Origin of the sequence: Trichococcus pasteurii (genome assembly GCF_900112935.1) — a bacterium.
Lineage (GTDB): Bacteria > Bacillota > Bacilli > Lactobacillales > Aerococcaceae > Trichococcus > Trichococcus pasteurii.
On the sequence record NZ_FONM01000009.1, the window covers coordinates 57,480 to 72,327 of the forward strand.

General features: G+C 44.5%; 15 protein-coding genes and 1 other annotated feature (1 of these 16 running past the window's edge). Of the genes, 12 read left to right on the forward strand and 3 right to left on the reverse strand.

Features of this window, described 5'->3' with window-relative positions; genetic code table 11:
- Nucleotides 1-23 (forward strand) — a sequence feature (ribosomal protein L20 leader region); it begins 109 nt to the left of the window's first position.
- A 44-nt stretch (nt 24-67) separates the two neighbouring features.
- The 7 genes from infC to BM184_RS08945 all read left to right on the forward strand — a co-directional run bounded on the left by infC (nt 68) and on the right by BM184_RS08945 (nt 6,011).
- Nucleotides 68-571: a translation initiation factor IF-3 gene (gene infC, locus BM184_RS08915; protein WP_086943421.1), complete on the forward strand. Its 504-nt coding sequence runs from the start codon at nt 68-70 to the stop codon at nt 569-571.
- A gap of 30 nt (nt 572-601) precedes the next feature.
- Nucleotides 602-802: a 50S ribosomal protein L35 gene (gene rpmI / locus BM184_RS08920; RefSeq protein WP_068559934.1), complete on the forward strand. Its 201-nt coding sequence runs from the start codon at nt 602-604 to the stop codon at nt 800-802.
- Nucleotides 803-858: 56 nt separating this feature from the next.
- Nucleotides 859-1,218 (forward strand): 50S ribosomal protein L20, encoded by a 360-nt coding sequence (rplT, locus tag BM184_RS08925; protein WP_086943420.1) that lies wholly within the window; start codon nt 859-861, stop codon nt 1,216-1,218.
- 110 nt (nt 1,219-1,328) lie between these two features.
- Entirely contained in the window at nt 1,329-2,414 is a 1,086-nt protein-coding gene (locus BM184_RS08930) for a M42 family metallopeptidase (RefSeq protein ID WP_086943419.1), read from the forward strand.
- 118 nt (nt 2,415-2,532) lie between these two features.
- Entirely contained in the window at nt 2,533-3,963 is a 1,431-nt protein-coding gene (gene hemG / locus BM184_RS08935; protein WP_086943418.1) for a protoporphyrinogen oxidase, read from the forward strand.
- A gap of 238 nt (nt 3,964-4,201) precedes the next feature.
- Entirely contained in the window at nt 4,202-4,942 is a 741-nt protein-coding gene (locus BM184_RS08940; RefSeq protein ID WP_086943417.1) for an MBL fold metallo-hydrolase, read from the forward strand.
- Between the two features lie 61 nt (nt 4,943-5,003).
- Nucleotides 5,004-6,011, forward strand: a complete 1,008-nt coding sequence (locus tag BM184_RS08945) for a lipoate--protein ligase (RefSeq protein ID WP_086943416.1) — start codon at nt 5,004-5,006, stop codon at nt 6,009-6,011.
- 332 nt (nt 6,012-6,343) lie between these two features.
- On the opposite strand, the gene trpS is transcribed toward BM184_RS08945, so the two are convergent.
- Nucleotides 6,344-7,336, reverse strand: a complete 993-nt coding sequence (trpS, locus tag BM184_RS08950) for a tryptophan--tRNA ligase (protein ID WP_086943415.1) — start codon at nt 7,334-7,336, stop codon at nt 6,344-6,346.
- Between the two features lie 389 nt (nt 7,337-7,725).
- Here trpS and spxA point away from each other — a divergent pair, with 389 nt between their 5' ends.
- From spxA to pepF, 4 genes are all read left to right on the forward strand, one after another.
- Nucleotides 7,726-8,124, forward strand: a complete 399-nt coding sequence (gene spxA, locus BM184_RS08955) for a transcriptional regulator SpxA (RefSeq protein WP_068559948.1) — start codon at nt 7,726-7,728, stop codon at nt 8,122-8,124.
- A gap of 217 nt (nt 8,125-8,341) precedes the next feature.
- Nucleotides 8,342-9,004 (forward strand): adaptor protein MecA, encoded by a 663-nt coding sequence (locus BM184_RS08960; RefSeq protein WP_310793420.1) that lies wholly within the window; start codon nt 8,342-8,344, stop codon nt 9,002-9,004.
- Nucleotides 9,005-9,091: 87 nt separating this feature from the next.
- Entirely contained in the window at nt 9,092-10,258 is a 1,167-nt protein-coding gene (locus BM184_RS08965) for a competence protein CoiA (RefSeq protein WP_177208606.1), read from the forward strand.
- Between the two features lie 83 nt (nt 10,259-10,341).
- Entirely contained in the window at nt 10,342-12,159 is a 1,818-nt protein-coding gene (gene pepF, locus BM184_RS08970) for an oligoendopeptidase F (protein WP_086943413.1), read from the forward strand.
- An 81-nt stretch (nt 12,160-12,240) separates the two neighbouring features.
- Here the strand turns inward: pepF and BM184_RS08975 are convergent, their stop codons facing one another.
- Both BM184_RS08975 and BM184_RS08980 read right to left on the reverse strand, forming a co-directional pair.
- Nucleotides 12,241-12,939, reverse strand: a complete 699-nt coding sequence (locus BM184_RS08975; RefSeq protein WP_086943412.1) for a DsbA family protein — start codon at nt 12,937-12,939, stop codon at nt 12,241-12,243.
- Between the two features lie 361 nt (nt 12,940-13,300).
- The gene (locus BM184_RS08980; protein ID WP_177208607.1) at nt 13,301-13,894 is read right to left on the reverse strand and encodes a CYTH domain-containing protein; all 594 of its coding nucleotides are present in this window, start codon (nt 13,892-13,894) and stop codon (nt 13,301-13,303) included.
- A gap of 293 nt (nt 13,895-14,187) precedes the next feature.
- Between BM184_RS08980 and BM184_RS08985 the strand changes: the two genes are divergently transcribed.
- Complete coding sequence (locus BM184_RS08985; protein ID WP_086943410.1) at nt 14,188-14,829, forward strand: GTP pyrophosphokinase; 642 nt, start codon at nt 14,188-14,190, stop codon at nt 14,827-14,829.
- The last annotated feature ends 19 nt before the right edge of the window (nt 14,830-14,848 follow it).

Sequence of the window (14,848 nt, forward strand, 5' to 3'; positions counted from 1 at the left end):
ACCCGCCGGCTTTTTTCTGCGTTCTTTCTCTCAAATATCATGGAGGTGAACGACCATAGCAAAAGATATGATGGTTAACGACGGCATCCGTGCCCGCGAACTACGCATTATCGGTAGTGACGGCGAGCAACTAGGAGTCAAATCGAAAAGTGATGCATTGCAGATTGCAGAAGCAGCAAATTTAGATTTAGTTTTGGTATCGCCAAATGCAAACCCGCCCGTTGCCCGTATTATGGATTACGGTAAGTTCCGTTTCGATCAACAAAAACGTGAACGTGAAGCCCGTAAAAACCAAAAAGTGGTAAGCCTTAAAGAAGTACGCTTGAGTCCTTCCATCGACGAAAATGATTTTCAAACGAAATTGCGGAATGCACGCAAATTCTTGGAAAAAGGTGACAAAGTGAAAGCATCGATCCGATTCAAAGGACGTGCCATCACCCACAAAGAAATCGGACAAAGGGTCCTTGATCGCCTTGCATCTGAGCTTACTGACGTTTCGACGATTGAATCTCATCCTAAAATGGACGGAAGAAGCATGTTCTTGATGTTGGCGCCCAAAGCCGATAAATAAATTTGTAACTTAATTTAGGAGGAAAGACAAATGCCAAAACAAAAAACTCACCGTGGTTCAGCTAAACGTTTCAAAAGAACTGGTAACGGCGGACTAAAACGTTGGAGCGCTTTTACAAGCCATAGATTCCACGGAAAAACGAAGAAACAAAGACGTCAATTGCGTCAAGCTTCAATGGTTAGCGCATCTGATATCAAACGCATCAGCCAACAATTATCACAAATGAAATAATTCTAAACAACAACAATACGAGATAGAACCATGGTTCTAATAAGGAGGAAATCACTATGCCACGTGTTAAAGGTGGGACAGTAACCCGTAAACGCCGCAAAAAGATTATTAAATTATCTAAAGGTTATTACGGTTCAAAACATACATTATTCAAAACAGCTAAAGAACAAGTAATGAAATCTTATACTTATGCTTACAGAGACCGTCGTCAAAAGAAACGTGACTTCCGTAGATTATGGATTGCCCGTATCAACGCGGCTGCTCGCATCAACGGCATGAGCTACAGCACTTTGATCCACGGATTGAAACTTGCTGGTATCGAAATGAACCGTAAAATGTTGGCTGACTTGGCTGTTACAGACGCTGCAGCTTTCACTGCGGTAGCTGAACAAGCTAAAGCTGCTTTGGCTAAATAATTTTCTAATCGCTGCCCTCCGGTCTTTGACCGGAAGTGCGGCGTTTTTTTGTTTTTCATAGAGTAAATGCTATACTGATATTATGTCAGTAAATCAATGGGGGTATCATTTTGGAAAAGAAAGAATTACAGATGCTGATCGATTTGACGGATGCGAGAGGCGTTCCGGGCAACGAAGGGGAGGTCCGAGAAGTCTTCAGACGCTACGCGGAACCTTTCGCCGAAAGCTTTTCGCAGGACGGATTGGGAGGTCTTTTTGCCAAACATGCGGGTACAGAAGATGGGCCGACCATTTTGTTGGCGGGGCACTTGGATGAAGTGGGTTTTATGGTCACGAGCATTACCGAGAAGGGTTTCATCAAATTCCAAACTTTGGGTGGCTGGTGGAATCAGGTCATGCTGGCCCAGCAGGTGGAAATCACCAACTCAAAAGGCGAGCGCTGCCACGGGGTCATCGGCTGCAAGCCTCCGCATGTGCTGACGCCGGAAGCGCGCAAAAAGCCGTATGAAATCAAAGATATGTTCATCGACATCGGCGCTTCTTCGAAAGAACAAGCAGCGGAATGGGGCATCAAACCCGGCGACATGATTACGCCGTACATTTCCTTCAAACGCATGAACGATTCAAAATTCCTTTTGGCGAAAGCTTGGGACAACCGCATCGGACTGGCCGTTGCGCTGAGAGTGTTGGAAAATGTCGCAAAAGCTGGGCATCCGAATGTGATCTTCAGCGGCGGGAATGTTCAGGAGGAAGTAGGTCTGCGCGGTGCGAAGACGGCCACGCATATGATCCGTCCGGACATCGCGTTTGCTTTGGATACAGGAACTGCCGGGGATACTCCGGGAATGACGCCTCAAGAAGCGGATTCCGAATTAGGAAAAGGGCCGCAATTATTGATTTATGACGCATCGATGATCCCGCACCGGGGCTTACGCGATTTCATCGTCGGTGTTGCCGAAGAATGCGAAATTCCGTTCCAGTACACGGTCATTACAGGCGGTGGAACGGATGCAGGCGCCCAACATCAGAGTTTGGATGGCATTCCTTCCTTCGCGATCACTGTGCCGGTACGTTATCTGCATTCGCACACTTCCATGATCCATGAAGATGATTATCTGAATGCGGTCAAATTGGTCACCGAATTAGTCAAACGCTTGGATGCGGAAACAGTCAAACAGATCCGCGAAAACGTCTAAAAACGCGAACGGGATGAATATCTGTCGAAAAGTATCCACATATTTTCGGTGGTGGATAGAGTAAGATATAGATAGTGATTAATTAGGCGTCAAGAAAGAAAAAGGAGGGGATGGAAGGATGGAGAAGATGAAAAGACGTATCGCGATCATCGGCGGCGGACTTAGGGGATTGACAGCCGCTTATGAAATCGATAAAGCCATCCGGGAACAAAACCTCCCGTTTGAGTATGTCGTTCTGGAGGATCGAGCCGCTGTGGGCGGCATGATCCATACGATTGAAATGGACGGGTATGCGTTTGATGTAGGCGCATCAGCTTTCGATTCGAGACGGGCGGATATTTCCGGATTTTTGAAGGAATTGAGCTTGGAATCCGAAATTCAATTCAGCAAAGGCGGGAAACTGGTGCTGTTCGATGGGACTGCGGTCATGGATGACACTATGATGACTTATCACGGCATGCCGCTTTTCCCTAATGATATTTGGCAGGCAAATGGATTGACCTTGGATGCAAAGCTCCGGGCGTTCATGAACAGCATTTTCCTGTCCAAGGACCTGCATGAGAACCCTGAGTATTCAACCGACAACTTTTTGGAATTCCGTTTGGGACGGGAAGTGGTCGACTATATGGCTGAGCCCTATTATCCGGATAACGTCTATGGCTCCATGGAATTGATGCCGGTGAAGTTATTCGATGAAAATTTGGTGACCATCTACGGAAAGGCGCATATCGGAAAGCACAAAAAAGAGCAGCTGATGCGTTTTGCGGATGGATCCGGCCAGGAGTATACCTTCAAAGAAGGCTTGGCAACCTTAACCAAATGCCTGGCCCAGCGTACGGAAGGCCATCTATACGTGAATCAGAAAGTGAAGTCGTTGAACAGCGTGGCGGAGGACCTGCTGTTGATCGAATTGAATGGGCGTGAATCCATGCGTGCTGGGAGTGTTGTGGTCACAACAAATCCCCAGGAATCCCTTGGGTTTTTGGAAGGTCTGACCAGTGAAATTGCTATCCCGAAAGCTCAAAGCACCAGTGTGGGCACAGTTTTTTTCAAAATAAACAAAAGGGCAGTCAAAAACTTGCCTGAAGGGCAAGGGTTTGTGATTCCGCGAAGAAGTTCCTATCATAGCACCAAAGTTGTCGTTCTGAACAACAAATGGCCGCTGCTCGAGCAGGCGGAACATTATTATGTACTTGTGGAATTCGGCAGATGTTTGGAAGAAACCTTGATAGAATTAGCTGATGATCTCGTGATGGATATCATCAAGAAAGAAGTGAAGGAAATTTTGACTTTGACTGAAGAGCCTCTACAGGTCACTTTTTATCGCTGGGAAAAGGCCGTACCGCATTTCAGTCTGCATCAAAGACAAGAGATGTTGGGTGAAGATTATCCAGTCAATAGCGAGTATGCAAAAAGAGGCATTTTTGTCGGAGGAAATGGAATCACTGGTTATGGGATGGAAAATGCCATCATAGAGGGGAAACGCTTAGCAGATGAGGCAATCCGCTACATGAAAAAAATGGAAAAGAATGACAGTCCGAATGCATGATGAAACAGTCCGCCTATCTGTATGGTTACAGAGAAGGGTGGACTGTTTTTTGAATTCGGGTAGTGTTTCTTTTTATTTGGTGCTATAATGAATCCGTTGATGTTTAACTGTTATCTATCTATATAAAAACTGTTTCTTTTTGTTGCCGTGAAATAGTTTGCGATTGTCGATGGCTGAAGGCGTGTTATAATCAGAACAGGATTCTTTGCTTATCAGATATTGGATTGGAGGACGTTGAATGGAATTGACTATTTTGGGCTGCATGGGCGGCTATCCTACAAAAGATGTCGGGACGACAGCTTATCTGCTGACATCTGAGGATTTCAAACTGTTGATCGACGCAGGCAGCAATGCGCTGTTGTCACTGGAGCATCATCTGGACCCGTTGGATTTGGATGCGGTCATCCTGACGCATTATCACGCAGACCATATTGCGGATTTGGGTGTCCTGCAATATACTTTTCAGCTGAAAGAGCCTGCAGTTGGAAAATCGAAAAAAATATTGCCGATATACGGTCATGCTGAATCGGAATTCTTCCGCTTGTTGGAGATGCCGGGGGTGAGTGAAGGGATTGCCTATGCTCCGGAGGAGATGTTGGAATTGGGGCCATTCCGGATCCATTTTTTGAAAACCATCCATCCGGTCCCGTGCTATGCGTTGCGGATCGAGGAAATAGCCACCGGAAAAGTCTTCGTTTTCGGGGCGGATTCAGCCTATTTACCGGCATTTGTGCCTTTTGTGAAGGATGCTGACCTGTTCTTGGCTGATGCCAATCTGTTCAACGGCAACGAGCGTCATCATGCGCATATGACCGCAGGTGAAGTCGGGACGATAGCTGAAGAAGCCGCAGTTAAACAGCTGATCCTGACACACTTGCCGCAAAAAGGCGAGCTATCCGTGCTGTTGGACCAAGCGAAAGAGTCTGCGCCGTCCGTGTCTGTAACGCTGGCCGAAAAGGATCGGATCATCACCATCTGATCGTATCCATCAAACGGAATGAAACAACAAATCAAATGAAGAATGGGAGAGGAATAGGCATATGTATTTTGTAGATAATCAAGGACAGTTGGATCCCAGCGTTAATATTGCGTTGGAGACATTTTTATTGAAGGAAAAAATCTTGGACGAGCCGATTCTGTTGTTCTATATCAATGAACCGTCGATCATCATCGGCCGCAATCAGAATACGATAGAAGAAATCAATGCGGACTATGTCGAAGCGAATAAGATACATATCGTGCGCCGTATGTCCGGGGGCGGCGCAGTATACCACGACCTAGGGAACTTTTCATTCTGCTTCATCACGAAGGATGACGGTGATTCTTTCCGCGATTTCGGGAAATTCACAAAGCCGGTCATTTCCTTTTTGCATAGCGTAGGCGTCAAGGAAGCTGAATTAAAAGGAAGGAACGACTTGGTCATCGGAGAGAAAAAATTCTCGGGGAATGCCATGTACGCGACAAACGGAAGAATGACGGCCCATGGGACGATCCTATTCGACTCTGATTTGGATGCCGTAACCAGTGCGTTGAAACCGCGCAAAGAGAAAATCGAATCGAAAGGCATCAAGTCGATCCGCAGCCGCGTGACCAACATCAAACCATTTGTTGATGAGGCATATCAAAATTTGACGACTGAACAATTCCGCGATTTGATGTTGCTTTCGATTTTTGATGTCGAGACGCGCGAGGAAGTAAAAGAATACCATTTGACTGATGAGGATTGGAAACGCGTATATGAAATCCGCGAAGAGTACTTCGGTAACTGGGATTGGAATTACGGTAAGTCGCCTAAATTCGAAATCCAAAAACATCATCGTTTTCCGATCGGATCCATTGAAGTCCGCTTGAATGTTGAAGAGGGTCATATCCAACAGCTGAAGATTTTCGGAGATTTCTTTGGATTGGGTGAAATCAAGGATGTTGAGGATGCATTTATCGGCGTCAAATACGCCAAAGAGGACATCCTGGCCAAATTGAAGGAACTTGACATCAAGAAATACTTCGGCAATGTTACAGCGGAAGAATTGCTCGAAGAATTGTACTGATAAAGAAAGAGAAGCCCCGCAATGCGGAGCTTCTCTTTTGCATCATTATGGCTGAACGAACCCGTTCAGCATTTCTTGTCCAGCTTCACGAGTTAGCCCTTCGGAAAGGACAAAGGAACCCCTTGTCTCTACGAGCCAAGGATACTATTCGACTAACCTGCTGACGCAGGAAGTCTCTCAGCATATTGCGCTCTACGATGCTCATACGGTATGATTTCCTAAATTGTCATGACTCTTGCGATTTCAATCGCTTAGAGACATGATACACTTGACCGTTTAGGTCACAGTGTTTCCTTAATCAGGGCTAAACCAACTCGTTCAGCATTTCTGTTCTATCTGTGGAGGCCGATTGCTGTTTCCATGCGTTTCAGGGTTTCTGAGGCAACGGCATTCGCTTGTTTTGCCCCTGCATCCAAAATGTCATCCAGTTCTTTGGAACTCAATAGCTCGTAATAACGATTCTGCATCGGTTCCAATTCGGCGATGATAGCATCCGCCAATTTTTCTTTGAAATTACCGTATCCTGAACCGGCAAATTCCTTGACCAATTCATCGATCGATTTATCGGTGAAGGCTGAGAAAATCGTCAACAAATTCGAGATGCCTGGCTTGTTTTCTTTATCGTATTCGATGATGCCGCTTGAGTCGGTGACGGCACTCTTGATTTTTTTGCGGATGATTTTTGGCTCATCCAGCAAGGAAATGTACCCTTTGGTATTCTTGTCGGATTTGCTCATTTTGCTGGTAGGATCTTGGATGCTCATGATCCGTCCGCCATCTTCTGGAATCATAGGCTCGGGCATGGAGAGGATTTTTTTGCCTTTTCCATACTTGTTGTTGAAACGTTGCACAAAATCCCTTGTCAATTCCATGTGTTGCTTCTGGTCTTCGCCGACAGGGACGAAATCTGTATTGTAGAGGACGATATCCGCTACCATCAATGGAGGGTATGTCAGCAATCCGGCTGAAACCGTCTCCTGTTTGGATGATTTATCTTTGAATTGGGTCATTCTCTCCAATTCGCCCAAGTAGGTGTTGCATTGGACGATCCACGCAGCTTGAGCATGGGCCGGTACTTCCGATTGGATAAAGATGGTCGATTTGTTCGGATCGATTCCAAGCGCCAAATAAAGAGCCGCCAACCCGCGTGTCCTTTCGGTCAGAGTGGCTGGATCTTGTGGGACGGTGATCGCATGCTGGTTTACGATGCAGTACGTGCAGTCATAATCTTCTTGACGTTGCACGAATTGTTTCATCGCTCCGATATAGTTCCCGATTGTCGGGATGCCGCTGGGCTGAACGCCGGAAAATATTTTCTTTTTCATAAAAAGCCTCCTAGGTTAAGTACGTCACTTTTCATTATAACGCAAATCAGGTTTGTATTCACGATTTAATTCGAATGCACAAAGTCGGATGATTGCGAAGGGGATGGAAGCGTTTTTAAAATTTAGACTGAATTCGGAAAAAAATAATTATCAAACGATATTTATTATAAATTATAAAATTTCGGAATTGAGATACGTGGTTTGAAAACGCCGTTAAATAAGGTTTTCACAAACATTTTACTGACTATAAAAAAGTGTAAATGTGTCGTAAATGTGACAGAAATTTGTAGTGCCCTTAAAAAAAGGATAGCTATTGTGATTGGATTGGTTTATAATAAGACTTGTAAGTGATTCACAAACAAAACTTACGAATAAAGGAGAGATCAGAGATGGTAACATTATATACTTCCCCAAGTTGTACCTCATGTCGCAAGGCACGTGCATGGCTAGAAGAAAATAACATCCCTTATACTGAAAGGAATATATTCTCCGAACCTTTGACAGAAATTGAAATCAAAAGCATCCTGAAAATGACTGAAGAAGGCACTGAAGAAATTATTTCCACTCGATCCAAAGCATTCCAAGAACTGAACATCGACTTAGACGAATTACCTTTAAATACATTATTCACTTTGATCGAGGATAATCCCGGCCTATTGCGTCGTCCGATCATTCTGGACGAAAAACGTTTGCAAGTGGGATACAACGAAGACGAAATCCGTCGTTTCTTGCCGAGGGAAGTCCGCGCGCTGGAATTACAAAAAGCGCAAAGATTGGCAAACTTCTAGTCAAAAGCAACCAAATAGGAATCAACAGACAAGTGCACCGGACAGACGGTTGTACTTGTCTTTTTTGACCGCCAAAATTTGGCTTATTTACCGAAAGAAACGCATAGATGAGAAAACAAATGAGAAGTTGAAAGATTTTGTGCTTTTGTCTTTACATTTTTGCGATTTGATTTACAATGGGTATAAGAAAAATAGGGAAAGAAAAGTGGGGTGAAGCATGATGGAAATGGAAAACATCAACGAAAACACAATTCGCGTTTTGATTGAAAATTCTGATTTGGAGGAAAGAGGCATCACCTTTCTGGATTTATTAGGAAATCAAAAGCAAATCGAGAGCTTTTTCTACAGCATCCTCGAGGAAGTCGATGTTGATAATCAATTTCATGAATCAGATGCAATTACTTTCCAAGTGCTGCCTAATGGGAATGGATTAGAGTTATTCATCAGTAAAGGGATGAATAACGAAGACGACTTCGATATGGCAAATGGCTCCAATCAATTGGAGCATGTAGTGGATTACATCAAAAAACAAACAAAGAGTTTCAATGAACGTGATAAAACGGATGCTGAATCTGAAGAAGATGATATGGCACCTTTGGAGGTCGTCTTTAAATTCCAGAGTTTTGATGACTTTTTGGAGTTGGCGAAACGGATGTTTTTGGAGAGCGGCATATCTTCGCTTTACTATTATGATAATCAATATTACTTGGCGGTTGTCTATTTCATAGATGAGATGACGGAAACGAATATCGACAATGAAATTTTGAAGGCCTTGGAATTTGCGGAGGAATCTGATATTGCTGTTGAGATATTAGGCGAATACGGCAAGTTGGTTATCCAAGACAATGCATTGGAATCAGCCAGACACTACTTTAAATAAATAATCTGATCCGATCCTGAAAAGGGTCGGATTTTTTCTTTCCCTTTTGCGGATATTATGGGAAACGGAGAGAAAGGGCGGTTGCTTATGCTGATCGCTAGAAATGCAAATGGAGAATTGATCCAGGCTTACCAAGCTTCAAGAGAAAAAGGGAAGAATGTTGAGGAGTACTATTGTCCAGCCTGCAAGGGGAAGTTGGTGCTGAAAAAAGGAAACATCATGATTGCGCATTTTGCCCATCATCAACTTTCGGATTGTGCCGTTTTTTCGGAAGGCGAAACGCTTCCCCATCTGAAGGGAAAACAGTTGCTTCTGGATAAGTTCCAGAGGGAAGGAATTGCAGTTACATTGGAGTGTTGGCTTCCTGAATTGCAGCAACGTCCGGATCTGTTGATTGTTCTTGGGGATGGGAAAAAAATTGCTGTGGAGTACCAGTGCAGTCCGATTTCGCCTGCCGATCTGCTAGCACGGACACAGGGATACAAACGATTCGGCTACGAAGTATGGTGGATTTGCGGGATGAATTATCAACCGGGGAGCATCAAAATGACGCAGTCGGTTTATCAATTCTTGAATCATTCCGTCGCGCTTGGAAGTTGGATCGGCATTCTGGATACCCAGGCGGAAGAAATGGCCATCCATCACCACCTCAAGTTGGGCAGGGATGATCGTTTCCATTTTGTGAAGACCCTGATTCCTTTGGATGAACTCAAATTTGCTTGCCTGGAAAATCTCTATAGGAAGGGACATTTGCCGGGCGCATCCGATTCAGTGGCCAACACTTATGGGAAAACTGCGTCACGCAAGCATATGCAGGCGAAGGATATCAATCTGTTGCGGTATCGCACCGATCCGGAGCACCGGAAATTTCTGTTGGCGGTCTATCTCGATCGGAAGGATCTGTATCATTTGCCGGCAATGCTGTTCGAATTGCCTTGCCGAACATTAGGCATCCGCACGCCGGCATACATCTGGCGTTACTATCTTCTCAGAGAGTTCAGCAATCCGGAAACGGCAAAGCCTCTCACAAAAAAACATCTTCTCGATTGGCTATCAAGATGCATACGCACGAATATGATCCGGACACGGGTGTCGATGGAGTCCGATAAGGAACTTTTATGGGAACCATTGCTCCAATTCATGATGCGGCTGGTCGAGGATGGCCATGCCGCAGCCATCGGCAAGGAAGAATGGGTCCTGCTGTCCGAGCCGTTGAACGGAAATGGGGAAGGTCATCATTCGTGCTTTGGTTAGAACCTGTATGTTCTTGCCAGTACCCTTTCAGCCCTAAGGTATGCTAAAATTATACTATTGAAATAATTTGAGGGGGAAAGTGGATGACAAACACAGAGAAACAATTGAAGAGAGCGGAAGTCCCTGAGGCTTCCACATGGGATTTGACAGCGATCTTTCCGACAGATGCAGCTTTTGAGAAAGCGTTGGATGAATTAGCGGGTGCAGTGCCGTTCGTGCGGGCTTTGCAAGGAACCATCGGCTCGAGCAGTCAAGCTTTGTTGAAAGGGATTGAAGAAGTCCTCAAAATCAATCAAAAGTTGGAAAGGGTTTATGTTTATTCCCATCTGAAGAATGATCAGGATACGGCGGACAGTCTGTATCAAAACTTGCACGACAAGGCGATATCGATCTTGACGAGCGTCAGTGAAGCTACCTCTTGGTTCGAGCCGGAAATACTTGAGATTCCGGAGGATGATCTGGAGAAATACTTGGCAGAAAATGAAGAGCTGAAGCCGTTTGCGCATCTATTGGATAGCCTTACCTCTGCTCGTGAGCATGTCCTGTCCGCCAGAGAAGAAGAGCTATTGGCGGGTGCTGGGGAAATTTTTGCTGCGCCAAGCAAGACTTTTTCGGTTCTCAATAACGCTGATATCACCTTCCCGATAGTGAAGAACGAGGAAGGTCAAGATGTCCAGTTGACTCATGGTTTGTACGGGAAATTGATGGAAAGTCCGGATCGGGAAGTGCGCGAAGGAGCTTTCAAAGCGCTCTATCAAACATATGATGGTCTGAAAAATACATTTGCGACTACCTTATCCACGAACGTGAAGGCGCACAATTACAAAGCCAAAGTGCATAAATATGAATCTGCCCGCGCAGCGGCGCTGGCGAATAATCACATTCCTGAATCGGTTTATGATACATTGCTGCACGTAGTCAATGAGCACTTGCCTTTGTTGCACCGCTATGTGGACTTGCGCAAGGAGTTGTTGGGTGTAGAGGAGTTGCATATGTATGATATGTATACGCCGTTGACAGGTGAAGCTCCGATCAAATACAGCATCGAGGCTGCGACTGAAGAAACCTTGCGTGGACTTCAGCCGTTGGGAGAAGATTATCTGGCTATCCTCCAGGAAGCATTCGGCAACCGTTGGATCGATTGGCTTGAGAACGAGGGCAAACGCAGCGGAGCTTATTCTTCCGGCGCGTATGACACGAATCCGTATATCCTGATGAATTGGCAAGATTCATTGAATCAACTGTACACCTTGGTTCATGAACTGGGTCATAGTGTGCACAGCTATCTGACGAGGAAGAATCAGCCCTATGTGTACGGCGATTATTCGATCTTCCTGGCCGAAATCGCTTCGACAACGAACGAAAATATTTTGACTGATTACTTGCTGAAGACCCAGACCGATCCAAAGGTCCGCATCTATATTTTGAATCATTATCTGGACGGCTTCAAAGGAACGATTTTCCGCCAGACCCAATTTGCTGAATTCGAGCACTACATCCATCAACAAGCTTTGGCTGGCGTGCCATTGACGCAAGATTTCATGACTTCTTATTATGCAGAACTGAATGCCAAGTATTATGGTCCAAGCGTAGAAAAAGATCCTGAAATAGGCATCGAATGGACCCGCATCCCGCATTTCTACTATAACTATTACGTTTACCAATACGCTACCGGCTTTTCGGCTGCAACGGCGTTGGCAAAACGCATCGTTGAGGGCGAGGAAGGCGCGTTGGAGCAGTATCTTTCCTATCTGAAGGCAGGAAACAGCGACTATCCGATTGAAGTGATGAAAAAAGCAGGCGTGGATATGACCCAGTCCGCTTATATCGAGGATGCCATGAAAGTGTTCGAGGAACGTCTGAATGAACTGGAACAATTGATTGCAGCTCAAAAAGAGTAGTCAGCAGGAGCGCATTTAATTTCTTTGCAATAAAAAATGAAAAAGCTTCGCGGTCCTAGCTGGACCGCGAAGCTTTTCCCATCAGTGGGTGATGCGTAGGTAGTTTTTTCCGATTGTCGTAATATTCGTTTTTTTCATGTTGGCGCTTTTCTGTTCGCATGCAACCGAGCAGTCTTTGATCACTTCATGAAGTACTTCGGCAGTGATGTTGTCCTCCAACAAAAGGCCGTATTGATAATTCAGATTATCAAAGATGACAAGCGATGGATTCGTTTTGATGTTCATCTCTTGTGCGATATGCTGATCTGCCTCGTAGCTGTTCTTTACGAAAGGCGATTCTTTGTCCTCAAAGAACATGTCGACGTCCAGTTTGGCTTTGGCTGCCACTTCCGCCAGTAATTCATTTGAGTAGGTGGTTTTGCCGTCCGCAAGTGATTTCTGCAGATGGAGCAAAAAGTTGCGGCCGCGTTTTTTGCCTTGCATCAAAGCGGCCTTATAAGCCAGAGAGGCATCATAGATTGAACTATATATTTGATTGCGTAAGGTTAAATCTTTTTCCGGTAAATTTAATCGCTTCATATACTGAGTGACGGTATTGAAATTATGGAACGTTATGAAACGGAAGTGGACTTTAGGCCCATCCAACGAACTCATGAATTTCAGGACTTCTTGTTCCGTGCGGTAGCATTTGTAGCCGATCGGATTCACAAATAGATAAAGCTCAAAAATCTGTTGGGGAGAAGAGATAGAATCAGTTGTATTCTGTTTTGACCTATACATTTTATTCCTCCCTCTTTCTTGTTTTGCTTACTTTTAGTTTACCAAAAAAAAGCCTAAACAAGTAGCAATAAGGCTTCTCGAAGAGCTGCCTTTTGAGACAGGCCATGATTCTTCTGTACAACCTTCATTTTTTCTTGTTCAGTATCACTTGTTTTATTGTCAAGGTGTATTTTACGAGACAATTAACTTTTTTGCAACTAAATCGACTGATTTTTTTATCTTGTACGGCTTCAAATCCGACCCAAATAGAAGGATTTCGCGTTTTTGTCTGTTTTCGCGCATTGGGATAAGCAAAAAGACCCATTCTCGATTTGGTTTCCGGAGAATGGGTATGTCAGTATAGGCCGTTTTCGGGTACCGACTATTGGTGTGTCGTCGAATTTGGATAAGCCAGCATGCGTTCGATTTTTTGTTTCGTTTTACGAACTTTGATGTCGTGAAGCTTCAGGAAAGTTTGGAATGCAAGAGCGCCTTCGTCCAAAGATTCGGACTCGAATTCCAATTCGTAATCCATTTGATCTTGGTAGAAGCTTTTATCCAAGAAGTAAGTCCCTTTGTCCCCAGGGAAATCATAGCGGATGGTTGAGAGCTGGCCGATGATCACAAGGTCCTCTGTCGCAATGCCCAACTCCTTCAGTTTATCGGCTACATTTCCCGATGCTTTCATCCGATGGGCATCAACCAATTTTTTTGCCTCTTCGAGAGTCAGATCATCGTTCGTTTCCAATTTTTCATTTTCCTGGATAGGCGTCTTCAGTGTGATTTCACCTTTATCTTCATACATACGGATGCGCAATCCGCTGTTCAGTTCCTTCAGTTTATAATCAGGTGTATCGAAATAGACGTTGGTTTGCTTGATCGGTTCAGTTTCATCAAGGTTGAAGGCAGTAATCAATGCCTCGTATTCTCCTTTATTCAATAGGTTTTTGAATTCTTTTTCAATATTTTGGCTCATCATCATTACTTCCTTTCGGTTATGAGGTTCGTTTGGTCGCGACTGCTGATCGGAAATCCGTGTCTTCGTTACAGTCCGTCCATCAGCATATATACCAGCAGGCGATGCGAAAATTTATTCTTATTGTATCATAAGTTTTGCGGAGTTTATCATTTAGCGATGCTTGTGCACAGAGTGTAACGTTTATATTTGAAGGAAAAATGAATTCGGTCCTTTTCGACAAGAATTGTATAGAATCATAAATAATTGTGATAAAATAAAGTAGCATATACTATATGATAGGGTGTCGTTCTATGGAAAATAAGGAAGTTGAAAACTGGGATTCATTTTTAGCACCGTACGAACAAGCGGTAGAGGAATTAAAAGTTAAGCTGAAGGGAATCCGTAAGCAATATCGCGATGAGAATGCGCACGCGCCCATCGAATTCATCACTGGCCGTGTCAAAACAAAGGAAAGCATATTGGAAAAGGCGGAAGTCCGGGACATTGACCTGACCAGACTGGAACAGGACGTACAGGATATTGCCGGCTTGCGGATCATGTGCCAATTTGTAGAGGACATACACGAAGTTGTGCGCCTTTTGCGCGCAAGAAAAGACTTTAAGATCATCATAGAACGGGATTACATTACACATAAAAAAGAGAGCGGTTATCGCTCGTACCATATGGTGATCGAATATCCGGTGCAACGCATTTATGAAGAGAAGAAAATACTGGTCGAAATTCAGATCAGGACATTGGCCATGAATTTTTGGGCAACGATCGAACATTCGTTGAACTACAAATATCGGGGCGAATATCCGGAAGAATTGCATGACCGTCTGATACGTGCGGCAGAAGCTGCTTTCCGTCTGGACGAAGAAATGTCGGAAATACGCGAAGAAATCAAGGATGCGCAACGCTATTTTTCCGACAAAAAAGAAGATGGACGATAAAATTGTTCGAGAGGAGATC